This window comes from Shewanella sp. LC6 (genome assembly GCF_006385735.2).
GTDB classification, from domain to species: Bacteria; Pseudomonadota; Gammaproteobacteria; order Enterobacterales; family Shewanellaceae; genus Shewanella; species Shewanella xiamenensis.
In genome coordinates this window covers 47,739-66,277 of record NZ_CP043904.1, presented here as the reverse complement: position 1 = coordinate 66,277, position 18,539 = coordinate 47,739, and the positions used below count along the sequence as shown (strand labels likewise).

Here is an 18,539-nt window from a genome sequence, read left to right as displayed (position 1 = left end):
GGTTGGGCTAGTAAATTAACGTTAATTTGCTGTTTGTTTTTGGCGACCAGCTATCGCACGTTTTCGCCCTCCGAAGAGAACAAAATCTGCTTACTGATGGCTTTACCATGAGTAAGAAGACTTCTTTGAGCGAGAAGAGTAGCCTCTCCTGGAGGCTACTCCCTCAATGGACGAACATCACCACATCGTCATCTTGACCAATGACCCCAGTTTCTTTGGCCCATTTCACTGCTTCGCTGTGCGCCAGGTAGGCGCTGGAATACAGTTTCGGATCAAATTTCACCTCGCGTCCATCAGCTAGATAGATGATGCCTGCGTGATCGTCGTAAACATGAAGTTTCTGTTGCATTCGACATTCCCCCTGTAGCTTGTCGTCAAAGCAAACTGAAACCAGAAAACTTTGAGGACAAGCCACAGAGGCTTGACCAGAAATAGAGGGGGAACCCCCTCTATTTTCGTTGACTATCAGCAGTAGCCAAACGATTCAGCAATTCTCACGAAAGGACGAGAGATTGCCCAACCAGTAGGGATACACAAAGCGATGATAGCGATTTCCATGATGTTGCTCCTAAGCAAAAAAGGGGCAACATCCCCGTCGGGGTATGATTGCCCCGATGGGTTTGAAAGTGTCGAAGATTACTCAGCGACAACAATTACCAAACAAGCTCCTTACCCTTACGAAGGTAAGTAGGGATTTCGAGATAATCCCAATCAGGTTCTTGTTTAGCGGCTTCTTGAACTTGAGTTACCTCAGGCTCAACGGCTACTTTGGCTTGCTCAGCCTTAGTAGCACGTTCCTTTATGACGGCCTGTACAGACCGCATTGCAGGGACTGCGAATTTGTTCCAAAGGAACAAACCGATACGCTGGAACACTTTAGCGAGAGCGATGAAGGAAAATGCAAATACCTTCGCGCCAACGTACAGTGCGCCCAGAGATGCAAGCAGAACTACAATGAAAGTGATTATGTGCATGGTGTTGCTCCTATAGAATAATCAGGGGCAACACCCGGAAACCGGGAGAAGCCCCCGGTTTGGGGTTAAGTAATGCCATACGGCATAAAGCTAGATGCTGTTTGTTTTTGGAGACCAGCTATCTCACCTATAGCCGCAGGGCGACTAAGATGGTTCAAATATAGCTCACCTTTGCTCAAGAGAAAACGCTGTAACTGTCCATTTTGGGCACTTCGGGATGTCAGGTTACAGATTGACCGCATTTATCCTTTCCAGTGCGTTTATCTGTATCTCAAATCTAGGAGTATCTAATGGCAGAAGCACAAGCAGCAATGGACACAAACAGCGACCGTAGCAACCACTACTCTCGCCCTATTTTCAAACAATCATTGAAAGTGAATAGCCTCCAGGCTCAGCGAGTCATGGAGCGCAGCTTTGAGCGAGTTTCCAACTCTCTGTTCTCCATCGACGTTATCCTTCGTATCATCGGTGAGCAGGATGAAATCGACCAGGTTGAAACCGTCATCCTGGAACAAATCTCCAAGGTCTCCGAAGATCTGGACAAAGCCACAGCCCAGCTCAACAAGCTGATGGAAGATAACGGCATCGACATGATGCCTGGCTATACCAACCCGAACGAATACACTATCGAGATTAACTCTCCCCAAGTAGCCCAGTTCGCGCATCTGATCCGTAAGCTTGACAAACTGATGGGGATCGTTGACACACTCTGGTTAAACACCGTTCTGACCAGTAAGCAGCGCACTGACGCGACCTATCAGTGGCAGCAGCGCCTCATCAAATTGGCAGGGCGCATCATCGGTATCGAGAAACGAGCTCGCATTTCAGCACACTCCAAAGGTAAAGAAGGTGAAGTGGCACAAGCCGCTCCTGAATCTGAAACTGGCGACAAAGAAATCGCAGATGAAGCCGAAAAAACGAAAGCAGCATAACCCAGCCCAAACCTTTGCCCCTCACCTGAGGGGCTTTTTTTTGTCTTTTATGGTTGCATTTTATGATGCCGTGATATTATCGAAGTAAATCAGATTCAACTCAGGCAAAAACGGAGAACAACATGAACAAAACATTAATCACCACCGTAGCTTTGGCTGTAGCAACTCTGTCTGGCTGTGCATCTACCAGCAGCAACTACGAACCCTCAGCTTATAAAGCCAACCACAGTCGCGCCTACAACGTTGCAGAGGCTGGAGGTCTGGTCACAGGCATCCAGGACGCTTCTGTTCCTCGTGATAAGCTGGAGCGTCTTACTGACACAAAGACGTTTGGTGCAGCTTACGTGCTATCTGGTTACACCTCACCTCAGCTTGGAATGACAAACTGGCAGGGTGGCTTAGTGAACCTTGCGAATTGGGCTATTGGCCCTAAACAGCATGGTGCCCGTAACAGCTTGGTTGCATGGATGCCAGCAAAAGAAGCAGATTCACCGGTAGATGCTCAAGCCAAATTTCTTTCACATGTGAAAGTTTCCATCGAGTCAGCGCTGACCGACTTGGGTGCAGATTTCACGCTTCTGTATGACAAAGATGGACGCCTCACCTATCAGTTCTACAAAAACGAATGGGGTTGCCCGACGTGGGTAAACGGAGAAAGCAAAGCGGCTGACATGTGCTCAGTCAAGGTGAAGCTCGTGGAGCCTCGCATCGGTGTAGCTCCTGATTTTGTCTCTAGTGTCCAAGGTTCGGCTTATGCGTTTACATCAGGTCATGAGACCGCGTACAACTTTGTGAATGTCAGTAATGGAACCTCCAGCCACGCCCCTCAACAAGCGATCTATGCAGCTATCAGCAAGCAGCTACCAGCTTGGACCTACCTTTATCTTGCTCCGAAATCAGTGGAGCTGGAGAATGGAGAAAAAGTTGCATTCCCTTACCTCCTTGAACAGGGAAAAGCAGAACTATTTGTTTACCCGGAAGCGTAATCAATCGACATAAAAAAGGGGCCTAGGCCCCTTTTTTTTATCCCCCTCCTCCGCCATTTATCGGCGCTCCAGTTTGAGGGGCTATACTATTTGTTGCCTCTTTACGCTTAGCATCAACATCAATCCCCTCTAAACGCTCTAGCGCCCTTTCCTGCGCATTCTTTCGCGTACCGTCAATATTAAAGTCGTTTCCTGCGCCTGTCAGCGAATCGAGGTTGATTGCGTTTGGATCTGGGAATTTACCATTCTGCTGCAATATCCCGAGCCACTCATCAAGATTTATCTTACTCCAATCAATTTCGGCAATTTTATCTAGTGGAATACCTTCACACTGAGGGTTTTTCGGGTCCCCAAAGTTTTGACCCAATTGTGGTCGAACTTGCTCCTGTATAATCCGAGATAAAGGAGAGTTGAAGCAGCAGTAAGCTTCTCTCTTTTCAATACAAGCGCCCAATACCTCAGATTTACAGTAAGAACCAACGTAAGCGCAGTTTTTTAGCGCTCTTTTGGCGTTCATGGTGAACTCATCTTCCTCACAAGCATAAATCATCTGGATCATGACCATAGCAACAACATAAACGGTATAAATTGTCATTGCTGTACTTAGCCATGTTGCCGCAGACTCCATCATAGCCTCTGCTGCTTGCTCAGAGGCCGCAGCAGCCGCTTGCTCCGTTGCTGCATCTTGCCCCGCACTTTTCATGACATCCATCATGACTTCTTTTACTTGTTCTTTTAACTGGTCAATTAGCTCGTCAACAAATTGCTCTACTGGTTGAAAAAATGAATCAACTGAACCAGATATGTTCTCAATATAGCTGGTGAAAGGTTTTGTTACCTCTGTCCACCCTTCTAAGGCTGGATCGCGCAGAACTTGATAAGCACCTTTAAGAGCATTGCCATCAGTCATCCCCATAACTGCCCCGTCTAGTTTTGGAACAGCCATTATTAGATTCAAGTAATCGGCAAGAGATATATTCGTTGGCTTTTCACAGCAATCTGATACCCCCCCAACAGCTATTTTGCACTCGCCAGCCTCTCCAGCAAAAGCTGAACAAATAACGTTTTCATCCCCGGTTGGATTGTCATCACCGTCTTGGCCTGTGCAGCTCATATCCTGAGTCATAAACTGGGCCGCATTAAGCAATGCGGTAGCACGAGCGAAATCTGTACTTTGTGTTTTTGTCAAGTCAAGACAGTCGTCCCCCATACAACGTATAGGCCCAGCACATTGATACTCGGTTTCCTTTTCTAAGGTAGGAACAGCAACATCAGTACCGCAGTCATAGGTATCTTCGTGGACATAGCAGGTGCCAGAACTCCCTTTTGCTCCATCAACACATTTGGAACTGATAAAGCCGCACTGTGGGTTTGCTTCGAACTTTAGACAACTATCAAGGTTGCCACCCGTGTTTACAGGGCAGTGTGTCTCACCTTGAGGGTCAGTCCAGCAGTCCATTTGCCCCTTGTAGAAGTCATAGTCGGCTTTAACTCGAACCTTTTTGCATAACTTTGGAATACCTGGCAAAGGTGAAGTTTTGAGTTGTGATTCACAAATTTTGATGCCGTTGATAACTGTGCAGCCGGTAGTATCAGTCGGATCTTCTATACATGTGATTTCACCTTCCGCAAAACCATCAGCAAGACCTTTCGCTGAATCCATGCAACTCTGCGGAGCCCACTCATCCTTGGTAATAGCTTTCGATGGGTCATAACGGAGTTTAATGCGTCCATAGCCTTCACCAGCACCACCAACGGAAACTCGTATTTTGAAATTGACAATTCCGTTACGATTTTGTCTTTTGAATATGTTCGTTACGTCTACATTTGGTGTGCTTTCCCATTCAGTTTTGAGCTCACATTTTCCACCTGTTTCAGGGGGGAAGTTATCATTCGGCCCATTCCACACTTGTACTTCTTTACCAGGCTCTCCTACCAGTACCTTAATATAGTCATCCCACTTAACATATTCTAAGGTCGCAGAAATTATTGCCTCAGGGTTACTTACTTGAACGCTGGTCTGTTCTTCAAATATTTTACAATTCCCTTCCCAGTAGTTGTTCCCTACCTTACCAATCCAGAGTTCTGTACATCCTTCACCACAAGATTTGAGGTTGTATGGGCCGTCATGGTGCTTCACTACAGAAGCGTCGTAGTCATGAACAACTTCGCAATCGGCGCTTTGGTCCACAACTCTCTGGCATCGCTCATACTCAGGAATATGTGCGTTGATAGTGTTTTGGTTGATAGTTGTTTCGGCAGAACAATCTCCAAAGCCATCGGCTATGAGGTCCATGTCCTCATAGGTCTTTTTGCTAAGGTTCAGTACCGGGTCATTACTAAAATCAGGGCGTGAACGATTAGAGGCATCGAGAAGAACCTTATATGCAGCACCTGAGATTGATGGGTTTGTACTATTGGCATCACTCCAGAGTGACCCCTTGGCGTTATTGCCCACGCTGTCCATGTCATCGCCTGACTCGTAAATGCCTTGCAGGCCTCCAACGTCAGGTTTGTTGGCATCAGGGAAATAATAACTGTCCGGTTTATTGTTAGTACCGCTTGTTCCTGGGAACAGATCATTGACATTAATCTGGCTCCCACCATTCATTTGGAACTGACCATCTTTCAACGTCGGCATAGAGATTGTGCCATTTTGCACAGTCCCAGAGCTCGACTTGAATGAGTTTGAGAGGTTTTGTCCGAAAGCTTGGGCCTCTTTACCTACCGCTGTGATGTCCTGGTCTTGGCTACCGTTAGCATAGGTATGTATCGGCAGCGCAGACATGGTTACTGTCAACAGCGAGGCCACAGCTCTCATAAAGTAATTATGACTTCGCATTGTGTTCTCCATTTTAACCTTCCCATGCTATCTGAGAAGAGAAGGGCCACCTGTACGTGTAGTGGCCCTTTTGGGGCATAATCGAAAGCGCCCATTCAGATTCATTTGATACTGATTAATTGTTGCAGCAATCATTCCATCGCCAGATGGTGTAGATAGGGTCTTGTCCAATTGCCGGTATAGTACGCGCCAGCCCCCAGGTAAGAGTGGATTCACCGATGACGTGAGATGAATTGGTCTCTGGAACCGGATGTAATAGCGTGAATTTGTACTGCGTTTTGGGAAGAGTTGGACTGATAACACCTCTGCACATTGCCTCTGACCCCATTGTTTTCCATGCCAGACCACGGCGATGCAATGCGGCCAAAACTCTGGTACTAAGAAGACTGCTATCACGGATAACACCTTTCCCACCGTTCTGATTTCCACTAAACGGATACAAAGTGCCCCATGATCCTGCACACCAGAAAAGTTGTTTTAAAGGCTTTCCTGCGGTTGATGAGATAGCATCCGCTGTACAGGCAGCCGCCGCAATTGGGTTTGCCACTGCCGCAGCTTCTGGGTTGGTGAAAAAGGCGAGCTCGTCATTGTTCCAAGTAGGGTCAAGCTCAGACATGTACATGATGTCTAGATCCATATACCCATCAGCATTACAGGTTTGCTTAATGAACAAATCGAGCATCACTAACAAAGGAAACGCATAGTAGTGATAGTGCATAAAAGAACCATCACCACCATCCATGTCGCCCATGCCGTGGTGTCCTTGGTTAGTCCTATCAAACGGGAACCTGACACCATTCAAGACAGATGAGCATCCTGGCACTCTCTGAAACTCAACGAGCCGGGCTGGCTCCCACATTGATGTGGTAACACCTGGCCGAGGAACTCCGAGATTATCCTCGCACATGCACAGAGGGTTGCTAACGGCCTCACTTGGGAACGAGCCTCCACCTCCACTTATAGGAACCCCAGCTACTTTGATGGGGAAAATACAGCTCCAGCAAATGTCTGTGATCAGCTTACCGCCGATAACTTCTGCATTCTGGCACCCAGGGTCAGCCGACACAGAGTTAACCCAAAAGACCGCGCTTACGGTCATGATTCGTAGTATTTTTTTTATCATGGTAAGGCCTTTACGTTATTAAAATGTTTATCCATTACAGCAGGCTTTCCATGAAAGAAACCTTGCTGCCATGACAATCCAAGTAATTTGGCGCTCTCTCCTAAAGGAAAGGTTTCTACCTGTTCAGCAATTAACTGAATACCTTTCTTTCGGCAATGGACAATAGCTGGATAATCTTCGAGAGAGCGAAGTCTTCTCGCGTCAAACTTACAGTAACGCCAGGGATAACCACTCAAACGCTCCATAGATGAGTATTTATCTCCATAATCATCAAGGGCTAATTCAACTCCAGTTTCGATCAACGCATCCCATCTGGATGCAAGTGACGCATCCTGAATGCCCTCTGTAATCTCAATCACAAAACGGCCAGAGTGATTTTGCGCTATGGCATGAATAACCCTTGTCCATGCTTTGAAAATGACATCAGAGCGCAAAGTGTGCTCTGAAACGTTAAGAAAAAGCGTCGGATATAAATCCAAGCATTGATGCAGGTTTTTATGGATGAACCTTGCCACTTCCATGTCCACCAGCCCCCAATGAGGTTGAGACAACAGGCTGGATGGCGTAAGAACCCGGCCTTCGTCGTACCAGCGAGCCAATACCTCAGCAGCGACAAACGAACCAGTGCCGACATCTTTTATTGGTTGGAAAGCCGGGACAAAAATCATTCATCGCCCTCCTCGGCCAGCTCGCGGACTACGAACATCTTGCCTCTGGATGTAATCACGCTCGGAGTATGCTCCAGCTCGAAACGAGTAATCAGATCAGGAGTTAGTAGATATACCGGTGCATCAAAGGTGTCGGTGACACTCTTGTAAGAATCCCAGCCTTTGTTTTTATCGAACGAAGTTGCGATGTAGGTGATCCTCTGCACACCAGGCTCCAGCTTAATTTCAGGCAGTTTTTTGGCGAGCAGTTCCATTTGTTTTTTATCTAATGGGTCGAAAACCACAACAGCCTGAGTGAATGGGCGAGATCCCGGCTTGCAAACTTCTTTCGGGTCGCACAGCGGGTTGATCACATCACCAGCATGAGCAAATACGGTGCCATCAGGAGTGCTGATGTCACTGGTAATCATCACACTTGGGTCAATCTCTCTGGTTCTAGCTTTAGACGCTCTGGGCAGCTCATTGAAGTTCTGTTTGGTCCAAAATCGCTCAGCAGCCTGTTTTTTCTTATCTTCCCAGTCAATGTTGGCAAGGCGTTTCTTGGCAACATCAATAAGATCAGGTTCACCAATATTCTCTACTGGCCCCCTGACACCAAGATCACCCTTCTCGCCGTTATCAACTTCACGAGCAAGCCATACCGGATCGGACAAACCAGACACTTGGGCAACAACATTTGGCTGCTCTCCCGGTAACGGTTCATCTTCGATCATCACAATCGTCGGGACGGCTGTGATTTTGTACGTTTTGAACAATGTAGGGTTGATGATAATGTTCGGCACAGGGTCTTTCTTGGCCGCTAGCGCCTGAATAGCCTTTACACCCTGGCCCAAGTTCATCCCTTCCGGAATGCCACGGAACACAACCACAGCATCAGGCTGACCTGACACTGTTGTTAAGACATCATCTAGCCCCTGTTCGCCAAGAGAAAGTGAGGCAAAAACCAGTATCCGATGGTCGGTATAAATACCTTTCTCGGCCTGCTTGAGCTGCATTTCCTTTAGTGTCTGGTTGGTAGACTGGAGCTGCTTGAAAAACGTCTTTGCTTCGGCCTGAGCCTGGTCCATGTGTTGGTTTTGCAACAAAGACGGCATTTCCATCTTCTGAGCTCTTTCGGCTATCTGTTTTCCTTGCTCAATAAGCTCCCTGTCCAGCTCTGTAAGCGGGGATTCTTGAGCGACTCCCCCACCAGCTACAGAAAGCATCAATATCGTTAGAACGGTCTTAGAAAAGGGGATATGCGCGGCCAATGATTTGATCATTTTTCACAGTCCCCCAATAGCGTGAGTCGAAACTGAATGAGCTTTTGCCCATAAACCAGTAGTTGTCATCTTTCAACGTGGATTTGCCGTAAAAATGGCTCTCCGGCAAATGCAGTTTTCCTGCAAGCTGGAGCCCTTCTCCAACGACATCTCCGTTGACGGTGATCTTCCATTTATCGTTGATTTCCACCTTATCGCCTGGCATCCCTGTTAAGATTTTGACCATGCGGGTCCCATCCTTGTAAAAAGGCTCCATGTTCTTCGCACTAAAGGCGTACACAGCTCCTTTCTCCAATGACTGATCTTTGAGATCAATTAGGAAGAAGGTATAACCCGGCAGGCATTTCTCTTGTTGTGGATCAATGCCTATTCGGTAGCGACTGGCAAAAGCTGCACCAGCAGTCCACAAAATAAGAAGAGTTACTCCGGCCTTAATAGCGAAGCGTTTCCAGGACTCCTTTTTGACGAAATATTTAGTGAGATGAAACCTCATTTCAGCACCTCCTCAGGGAGATACAAATCGTTTGGCGCACCGACAACAGTGCTGGCATCAAGCACCAAATACCCTGCGTCTTTCAGCTTCAAAATCGCGTTATTGGTATTAACCATCAGTTTCTCCAACTCCTCTTGAGAGGCTCCAGCAGGATATGCAGACGCAACCTTGGCAAAATCGACCACGACTACAGGCGGAGTTTGATTTAAGCGCTCATGGATACTTGCCGTTTGTTCGTTCATTACGAAGTAACTACCGCCAACGCCTCCAGCAGCACCAAGAACGGCAGCGATTACGATTGATTTAATGTCCATTAATGTCTCCCTGGTTATGCAGCCTGTTTACGGCTTCGCATCACGGCTTTAATAGCCTCAGGGATGCTCATGCCTTGTTTTACAAATAGGTCGATGGCGTTAACATCCACCGGATCTGTCGAATACAGCAGCTTCTGGAAGTCGCCCACTATCAAGCGTCCTACCCCCATACCACTCTTCGATTTAATAAAGATTTCTGAGTACACACCCTGAATGGTGTGTACCGTCTTGAGGGTGTGGAACCCTCCCTCAGAAAGGGTCAGACGACCGCTACGCTTAACGGATTCCACGGTTTCTTCGGTTTGGCCAAGCAGGTACATACTGGCCGAGTTTTCAGCGATGGCGCGGCCAACAGCGTTTTCATAAAGGTCGTTGATAGACTGGGTTGCAATAACAACTGAACCGCCATACTTACGGAATTTCCGGTAGGCGTGTTCCATAAACGTAGATACTTCACCTTCTTTGAGCAGATCCCATGCTTCATCCACGATGACAACCTTCTTGCGATTACGTTCACCAAGGAATACTTCCTGTTGGATCTGATAGATAAGCTGGAGTAGCACAACCTGACGGAGGTGTTTACGCCCTTGCAGCTCATCGAGCTCCAGTACAGTGAATTGATTCTGGAAGCTGACGTTGTTCTTACGAGAAAAATACTTGCCATAGCTGCCTTGAGACGTAAAGGCGTAGAGCTGCTGACCAATGTCTCTTAGTCGCATATCTTCACCTTCGAGACAGCGCTCAGCGATGTCGTCAACCTTCATATCTTTGCCTTTCTCATCCCACAGACGAGAAAGAACCTGCTTCAATGCAGAGATCTGCCACTCATCCAATAGGCCTTTTGCTGAGGCCATCGCACAAACGAGGCTGACAATCGCGTCCTCTTCGTCTTCATAGTTTTGTATGAGCTCGAACGGATTAAGACAAACGTGCGTCCCTTCCTCAAAGTGAACAAAATCACCATTGAGCATTTCCGAAAGTTTCTGGTAAGACTTACCGGCATCAATAACCCAAACCTGGGCTCCCTCGGACAGGTAGGAGAATATTAGTTCGTTGGTAAGAAACGATTTACCCGAGCCTGATTCAGCAGCAATAACCAGGTTTTTGTTCGTGTTACTGTCGTGAAGAGACAAACTCATGAGTTGGCCGTTGCGCGAAATCAGCGCAGCATGGTAGGTCCCTGTTCCCTTCCACTCACCAAACACCGGCAACACTACAGCGGCCTGCTCGGTTGTCATGGTCTTGTAGCGGAATAGGTCTCTTACCGCCTCACGGTCGGTGCAAAATGGCAGACAGTTGAGGAACATCGGCAGAGCAACGAACTTATCCTCCATCAGCTCGAATCGAGATTCACGCCAAATGTTTCGTGCGGCCATCGCAGCAGCTTCAACACGCTCTTTGGTCGGAGCAAACAAGACCACTGAGTAAGTGATCTTGACGGGCTTAGCACCCTCTTTCATAGACTCATAAAGAGTGTCGAAGCTCTCCTTTTTATCAGCAAGCACCGGCACGAACTTGAGCATAGGACCGTAGGCTTGGTTTACTGTGAATTGACGCTTACGCTCTAAAGTGTTTTTCGTACTCTCCGCCTCAGGGAAGAACACATTGGTCACGACCATGTAGTTTTCTTTAATGCTGGAGTTACCGCCACTCAGATCACCTGCATAAGTCAACGCATCACCGAAGTAGAAAACATCAGGCAGTTTCTTAGCTGACATGACTTTTGCATGGTAATCACCCAATCTGAGACCGTTCTTACTGACTTCTACATCGGTGCCGTAATCGAAGATTTGTTCGCAGATAGGCTTATCCATTTCCCAGTCAACAGCATCATGCCTCCACGACGCATCAGGCCCCCAGTTCAGGATTGTGCTCATGATCCGGATGTAGTTCACAGCAGTCATGGTGCGAGGGCGAAGGCCAACGGTTTGAAGTGACGACTCAACCTTCGTGCGGAGCTGGGCGAGGTTTTGGAGCTCGCCTTCACTCGGGTTGTTGTTATTGATTGGAACTTTGCATGTAACAAACAGCTTGAGGTCTTGAATAAGGCCGTTGTCGTAGGTGCCTTTGTTGGTCTTTGCTGATATGCGGTCAGTAGTATGGTGCTGTAGGAAGTTGATTCTTTCCTTAATGACAGATGTCAGAAGCTCGTGGCGGAAGCCGTCCCGCAACCCCATCATCCGATACATCTCCTGGTTGATGTCCGGTGATCGGAACAGAACAAACTGGAGCGTGGTTTTAGATGGAAATTCTTGGTTAAGGAAGCCGTTCATCCGCTCTTGAACTTTTTCATCGGCACCACATAGAGGCTCACACATGAAGCCAAAACCAACGCTATGGTCGTCCATAAGGAAGACGTGTTCGTCTTCGTCATAGGCCAAAACAGGAATAATCCCGGCAGCTCGCAAATGCTCCGGGATCAACGTTTCTTGAAGTTTCTTTTTGATGGTTACGATCATTCTGCACTCTCCAACCATGATTTCAGGTTCTTTGGGCGTCCCTTACTAACACGTCCATCGGGAGCAACAACGAACGGAACTCCTTCAATCCCAATGAAGTGGGCTGTCAACAGCGTTTGATCATACTGACCGGGGTCGCAATTTTCTTTTGAAGAAAGTGTGCCCAAGGTGTTATTCATCAGCGCATCGAGCGCATGTGTCTTGTCTTCCGCGCAGTACAAGTTCTTGGCGAGTCGATTAGACTCTGCTCCCAGAGCGGGGATTACGACGATTTTGAAGGTGTACTCATCTGCCAGCGACTTGGACTCGTCCATGAGCTTGTGGCAAACAGCACATCGGGGATCGACAAATACCACGACTTCTTTGTCACCATGCCCCATCGAGAGGGTGTTCAGCGTGTCCACGTCCATACCCATGCTCTTGAAGTGAATTCGCTCTGCCACATCGCGCATCTGGGACATCGTGTTGAGAGGCTTTTTGCTCCACAGGTCATAGATTTGTCCTGAAATAACAAAACGCCCGTTTTCGGAAAGGAACATTATTTGTCCGTCACTCTGAACGGCTCGAACCCCATTAATGGGCAGCTTCACGATGTCCTCTATCTTTGCTGCTCTTGGATCGGTGATTTCCAATTTCGATGACGCATGAGCCGTGCCGGTAATAATTCCGAACACTATCAGCGCCCCAAGTAATTTTGTCCGCATGTCTATCCCCTAAGATTGGATTACTGGATGCTGGGCAGTGTATCTGGAGGATGGAAGCAGACTCGCCTCTGTAATAGCCCAATTTGGACAACTCCAGCGAGATACAAAAAAAAGCCCGGTCTGAGCCGGGCTTTGTGAGAAATGAACCTTAGTTCATCGTGACAGCTTCGGATTTTCCACCAGAATCATCGACTCCGACCAGAGATATGGTCGGCATCGCTTCATAGGTGCCCTTGCTGATAGTGACGCGATCAGAGCTTATACTTTGCAACTCACCGGCAATGGTCCACTCGTAGGACTTCATTCGACCATCGGTATCTTCGCAGTTCGCATAGACGATCCAAGACCCAACAGTCTCCCTTGAGCTCAGGCTACATGCAGGTAACTTATTCTCTGCCACATTGATGTTCACCTCGCCCTCGGCTTCATGCCCCATCTCAGAGGTTATTTTCAGCTTGATGCTGTGCTCACCAGCGCCCAAAGTCGCTCTCCCGTAGTAACCGCTGCCATCCAACGGCGTTCCGTCGATTAAGTAGACACGAGTTGAAATACGGTCGCGTGGGTGGCCGCCAGAAATGTACGGTCGCAACAGCACATCCAGAGGCTCACGCTCGTATTTGTTCGAGCCAGAGTATTGCAGGTCGATAGCGTAAGGAGCTGCCTGGCCTATCTTGATCGGTTGCTCGATCACGGTCTCATGGCCGCGAGCATCACGGACAGTCACCTTGATGTTGTATTCACCCGGCTCATTGATAACAAAGGACCTGGATATATCCTGACGCTTGTCCTGAATAACTGCGCCTTCCGGCAGCTCCCAGTCATAGGTCGGCTCTTCCAGCTTACCGTTGAAGGCAATTGGTCTCACTGACGCAGTGATCGTTGCAGGAGCCACGTCAGCGTTCTTACTGATCTGCATACCGAAGCTCGGCCACACATACTGCCACACGCGGGAGCGCAGGCTGTGTGAGGCTTCTGCCCCCTGTTCTCGGTATCCTTCGATCCAGGTGGTGTACTTCGTTTCTACAGTGGCCTGGTTGAGGTCCGCGTCCGAAGGTTCGTACTCGGCGGTATCACCTTGAACAATCGAGCCATTAGGCAGCGTAAAGAAACCGTTCAGCTTCACGTCCATCCCACGGTAAGGCAGGCTGGTTTCAGCTTTGAACACGTACTTTTTGCCTGTCTCAATGACTCGCGGCCCAGTCACATAAGGACGAGGGGCTTTAACAGCTCGGAAGTCAACAGCCGTCTTAGCTATCTCATACGCATAGCCGTCATCAGCCGGTGCCGTAGCTGAGCGCACCCTAGCCCACAAGCGGTATCGGGTTTCTTCACCACTTGAAAGCGTGATGCTATCACCCGTCTGCGAGTAAGTTTTGCCACCGTCAGTAGACCATTCAACAACGGCATTGCCCCCAGAGACCGGCTCAGCGTTCAACGTCAGGTTTGCTGTGTACTTACCCTCACTACCCACGAACAACGTGGTCGGGCCAACAACAGCAATATCAGGTTTGTCATAAGCGACTACACTGACTACTTCGGTATACTTCTCAGCACCCGAGTTAACGTTCACCACCTTAGCTCGTACCTGGTACTCGCCCTTGTCGAAGGCCTTCACAAGCTGGTACTTGTAACGATCTTCTGGGATGAACTGCTCCCAACTTTTGCCATCATCCTTACTGGTTTCCCATACAACTTGGCCGGTAGCCCGAAGGTCCTGACGGTCGTCAAGAGATAACTTGAACACTGCTGTGAATGGAGCTTCACCAGACAGCTTACGCGCATCGACTCCAGCACCGATGGCACCACCACGCAGTACGGTCAGGAAAGCGGGTCTAATGGACAATTCAGTTCGGTTGTACCCCTCAACAGGGCTTTCCAGAACAGCCTCAGCCGAAATACGAACAGAGGTTGTATCAACTCCAGATAGATCCACTGAGAACTGAGCTTCACCATTTGATGCTTCCGCATAATCAGTGAGAGCCACGGTCTCGTTATAGGCCTTTTGCTGGATCAGACGTACTTTCCATACGCCCATCATCTTGGCGTCATAGTCTCCGTCAGGTTTGTACTGATCACGGATAAGTACCCGGACAGGCAAGGCCTGAGTATCAATCGCCGTGTCACCTTGAACCTCAACGATAGGCCGGATGCTATCCGAAGGTGCAGCTATAGCCCGGTAGGCAACCTCCGCTTTTACATCAGGCACCTTGTTGTACGCAGCATTCACTTTGTAAGTAGTCTCCTCCCACAAAGCTCGCTCATCGGTGTTGATGCGACGATACACCTTGTTGGTGGCACCCCACCCAGGAGTGAATGTTTCAGACTCCAAAACATCAGAGTTGCGCGAGATGGCAATATCCAGATCAGCTCGTTCAGAGTTGATAACGGCATCACCCAGGTAGTTACCTGTCATCGGCACCATGTAGATGTTGTCTTTGAAGTTGTACTTAGATGACAGTTCAATAGTCGGAGCCGGTGGATCAACCGCTTCGATATTGAAAGTCTGGTCGTTCAACGTAACGCGAGTGCCATTACGAGTAAAAATACTTACTCGCCAGCCTAGAGAGTGAACACCGTTCGCGGCCAATGAACCAGACAGCGAAGGAGATTCCGATAACTGATCTTGGAGCAAACCATCAGGGATCTGCTGCCACTCAAATAGACAGCTTCGGCTCGCACTCCCTACCCCCTTGTTTGCAGCCTCTTTTTTCGCACGGTCAGCGCTGAGAGTTATCGAACAGTCAGGACCTTTGCTCTGTTTGAAATTTACATCAAAGTCTTCAATGACGCGATTCACCTGAGCAATATCATCAATCGGTGAGTAGCCGACAGAATCATAGGCTGTAGTTACCGTCAGGTTCTGAGAGCCTGAACCAACTTTCACCTTGGAGCCATCACCACTGAACAGGTACAGGCTGTATTCGACAGGTTGCTCACCAATGCTCACCGCCTGCCCGACCAGTCCGGCAACCTTCATGCCATTGTTGTCCTGTGTCGTTTGTTCCGCCTCATCCGGAGTTCTGTCCCACTGGAGCAAACATACCGGATCACGAATCGGGTCTGCGGCCATAGCCACATCTGCTTTCGTGGTGAACCGGCAAGGAACCCCCAGTTCTGGTAAGGCATAGATTTTCACCGGGTCAATAACCTGGCGAATTGTCCATGACTCAGCAGAGAGTTTAGCGGCACCTTTCCAAGTATTGATGTCTACAACCAGGATGGGTGAGTTCGGCGCAGAAGTCATGACAAGAAGGCTAGAAGAGCCCACCTCATCAGGTACAGCAGGTTTAACTGGGATACTCAAGCGTCCACCTGATGCACCAAAATCATGTTGGCTCATGATTCCCATTGTCTGGCCCGGCTCGATACGAACACCATTAACAACCAACGGCACTTGTGCATCAGAGCGGAGAGTCGCAAACACGTCATATGAACCTGTCACGACAGCACCATCACTGAGCGTCAGCGGTTTAGTCTCAATGATCCGTTTGCCATCTGCATGAACAAATTCATGGGTGACAGCAGGAATCATGACCTTACCATCCATACCATCCGCCAACATCACCTGACGAGGCTTGTACTCGAAGCCAACAGCCTTTTGTACCGCGTTGCCTTGGGCGTCCTCTCCCGCCACCGTCAGCGAGTAAGATTCCCCTTCCTTCAAAGATGGGAACATTACCGGGTACTCAAGGCGGAATCGCCCTTTCGACTCTTCGCGCCAAGACAACTGAACCTTGTCATCGGCAGGGCCTCCGACGAGGGCAATAGAGGTCAGCTTAGGTGAAGGATCAACAGCATCAGCCAAGGTAATGACAACATCGTCCAGAGTCTGAATAGCAGCTCCATCTGCAACACTGACCGTCAGTGTTGGTGCAGTTCTATCGGACGTGATCTGAAACATGGGTTGCCGAGTTAAAGGCCCGTGCATTTCCTCTGCTGCGGCAACGAGACTGTATTGCCCCTCGGGGAGAGTTTTTAGATCCCACTGGTAGGTGTAGTTCTCCCAGTTGTTGGCTATTAACCCCCCGGTCGGGGACAGCTTGTTGCCTTTACTATCTTCGATCCAAGCACTTCGCAGACGCAGCCTATCAAAGTAAGCGCCTCGTCCTGGCTGGTTAACGAACAAGGTAAATACCTTGCTGCTTTGATCGTATTGCTGACTTAGCTGAGGGTAGTGCTGGTCGTTCCAGTTAACTTCCGCCCACATAGGGTTTGAAGACAGAGATTTGTCAGTGTTGTACACCGTTACATTGTCATGAACATAACCCGTCGTTCCCTTCTCCATAGTAAAACTATTGGTTATTACACAGCTATCCTGACCAACAGGAACTTCACAGCTACCTCGATGTACAGCAGTTTGAACATAAGGTCTTGGTTCTACTTTGACACGGATACTGCTAACACTGACAGGAAGAACAGCATTGTTCACCCAGTAGCGGTAAAAACTAGACCAACCTATATCACTGTAATTGTAATCAACCCCTAAAAGTCTAGGACTTTGAGGAGCTGATGGTGATAGTGTGAGGTTGTAAGAAATGCCTCCTCCCCCCCACTGGCCGAAGTTCACCCAACGCCAATAGTTGCCGTCAGCATTTCCATAAGGTGATGTTGTGATGAGATAAACATAGTCACCATCCTCACCAGCCTTGGTCAATTGACCCAAGGAGTTGACCATACGGAGACCGCCTTCTCGGTACTCATACCAGTTATCACGAGGAACACGCCAAGCTAACTTGATAGGGTTAGTTTTAACTGTCATCCCCGCTGTATAGGCAGCAAACCCAGACAACCCTGGCCCCAAATTGCTTGAGCTATCTGGATCATAAACACCAAATGGCGAAGTCGGTGCGTTGGCTACGTTGTCAAACATCACCTTTTGTCTTGGCGTAAGCAAACTATTACCAGCCCTATCACTGATCTGGAATTGAAGTGTAAAAACTTCATCCAAATCGGAGGTAGGGAAAAAACCACCTTCAAATAAATGCCTTGCCTGCTTGTTTGCATCGTCATAGTTCACTGGCATATCTTTATAAACGGAACCATCTTGACGATATAGCTTTACTCTAACCTCCCTAATTGGTGTGTCATCAGAAATACCTGACATCAAAAAAGCATTTCCTGAATTGGAACCAACGCCTAACTTCCAAACATCACCGCTAATTACCTGCCCATAATAATCATGGATGGGAGACAGAGACGTGAAAGAAGGAGGTGTTACATCAACAGTCAGGGGATAGTCATCAGCCTGAACCGTAGAACCATCAGAGGCAAGAATTTCAGCCCTGACAGTGTATGCCCCACCGACTGGAGCTGGTAGTTGAAGTTCCGCACCATAGTAGGATTTTCCACCTACTGTAATGCGATCTGTAGCCCCAAGAAGGTGACTGGTCGCTGTCGAAACCACTGTTCCATCCGATCGAAGTACCGAAATCTTGACCTTGCGGTCGATACCGGCACTCAAGGCAAACGAAACGTTGCCCGTCGGGTTGGCGTAGTTGGTATTCGGAGGCAGAGACCGTTGAGTACCATCTGGAGCCTTAAAGGTATATTCCAGCAGCTCTGCACGAGCAGCACCAGCGGTAAGAACCGCCAGAGCTCCAAGCAACGCCGGAAGTTTAGGCTTAAAATTGATCATCGCATTCTCCATTCGTTTTGAGTTACAGGAACCCAATATCGGAGGTTACGGGATGGTGTGCATAAACATGGGCTGTGAAAGTGCCCTTTTTGAGCAAATAAGGAAAGAGTTGAGATTTGTTATGACTAGACAAAAAATAAGGGCAGC

13 protein-coding genes are annotated in these 18,539 nt (G+C 48.4%); 2 read left to right on the top strand and 11 right to left on the bottom strand.

The window, feature by feature from the left end:
* Positions 1 to 163: 163 nt before the first annotated feature.
* Positions 164 to 349, bottom strand: a complete 186-nt coding sequence (locus FJD32_RS24695; protein ID WP_240200053.1) for a hypothetical protein — start codon at positions 347 to 349, stop codon at positions 164 to 166.
* A 304-nt stretch (positions 350 to 653) separates the two neighbouring features.
* Positions 654 to 974 (bottom strand): hypothetical protein, encoded by a 321-nt coding sequence (locus FJD32_RS24690; RefSeq protein WP_140907182.1) that lies wholly within the window; start codon positions 972 to 974, stop codon positions 654 to 656.
* Positions 975 to 1,264: 290 nt separating this feature from the next.
* Here FJD32_RS24690 and FJD32_RS24685 point away from each other — a divergent pair, with 290 nt between their 5' ends.
* Complete coding sequence (locus FJD32_RS24685; protein ID WP_140907183.1) at positions 1,265 to 1,906, top strand: hypothetical protein; 642 nt, start codon at positions 1,265 to 1,267, stop codon at positions 1,904 to 1,906.
* 122 nt (positions 1,907 to 2,028) lie between these two features.
* Positions 2,029 to 2,892, top strand: coding sequence for a hypothetical protein (locus FJD32_RS24680; RefSeq protein ID WP_140907184.1), 864 nt, complete (start codon positions 2,029 to 2,031; stop codon positions 2,890 to 2,892).
* Between the two features lie 37 nt (positions 2,893 to 2,929).
* On the opposite strand, the gene traN is transcribed toward FJD32_RS24680, so the two are convergent.
* The 9 genes from traN to FJD32_RS24635 form a co-directional block, all read right to left on the bottom strand.
* Positions 2,930 to 5,734: a conjugal transfer mating pair stabilization protein TraN gene (traN, locus tag FJD32_RS24675; protein ID WP_240200052.1), complete on the bottom strand. Its 2,805-nt coding sequence runs from the start codon at positions 5,732 to 5,734 to the stop codon at positions 2,930 to 2,932.
* Between the two features lie 115 nt (positions 5,735 to 5,849).
* Positions 5,850 to 6,833 (bottom strand): TraU family protein, encoded by a 984-nt coding sequence (locus FJD32_RS24670; protein ID WP_231398180.1) that lies wholly within the window; start codon positions 6,831 to 6,833, stop codon positions 5,850 to 5,852.
* Positions 6,834 to 6,853: 20 nt separating this feature from the next.
* Entirely contained in the window at positions 6,854 to 7,525 is a 672-nt protein-coding gene (locus FJD32_RS24665) for an EAL domain-containing protein (protein ID WP_140907186.1), read from the bottom strand.
* Entirely contained in the window at positions 7,522 to 8,787 is a 1,266-nt protein-coding gene (locus tag FJD32_RS24660; protein ID WP_140907187.1) for a TrbC family F-type conjugative pilus assembly protein, read from the bottom strand. The genes FJD32_RS24665 and FJD32_RS24660 overlap by 4 nt, the downstream gene beginning before the upstream one ends.
* Positions 8,750 to 9,280, bottom strand: a complete 531-nt coding sequence (locus FJD32_RS24655; RefSeq protein ID WP_140907188.1) for a S26 family signal peptidase — start codon at positions 9,278 to 9,280, stop codon at positions 8,750 to 8,752. The genes FJD32_RS24660 and FJD32_RS24655 overlap by 38 nt, the downstream gene beginning before the upstream one ends.
* On the bottom strand, positions 9,277 to 9,594 hold the full coding sequence (locus tag FJD32_RS24650; protein WP_140907189.1) for a hypothetical protein: 318 nt from the start codon (positions 9,592 to 9,594) through the stop codon (positions 9,277 to 9,279). The genes FJD32_RS24655 and FJD32_RS24650 overlap by 4 nt, the downstream gene beginning before the upstream one ends.
* 14 nt (positions 9,595 to 9,608) lie before the next feature.
* Positions 9,609 to 12,053, bottom strand: coding sequence for a type IV secretion system protein TraC (gene traC, locus FJD32_RS24645; RefSeq protein WP_140907190.1), 2,445 nt, complete (start codon positions 12,051 to 12,053; stop codon positions 9,609 to 9,611).
* On the bottom strand, positions 12,050 to 12,757 hold the full coding sequence (locus FJD32_RS24640; protein WP_140907191.1) for a DsbC family protein: 708 nt from the start codon (positions 12,755 to 12,757) through the stop codon (positions 12,050 to 12,052). The genes traC and FJD32_RS24640 overlap by 4 nt, the downstream gene beginning before the upstream one ends.
* Positions 12,758 to 12,905: 148 nt before the next feature.
* Positions 12,906 to 18,392 (bottom strand): Ig-like domain-containing protein, encoded by a 5,487-nt coding sequence (locus tag FJD32_RS24635; protein ID WP_140907192.1) that lies wholly within the window; start codon positions 18,390 to 18,392, stop codon positions 12,906 to 12,908.
* Positions 18,393 to 18,539: the final 147 nt, after the last annotated feature.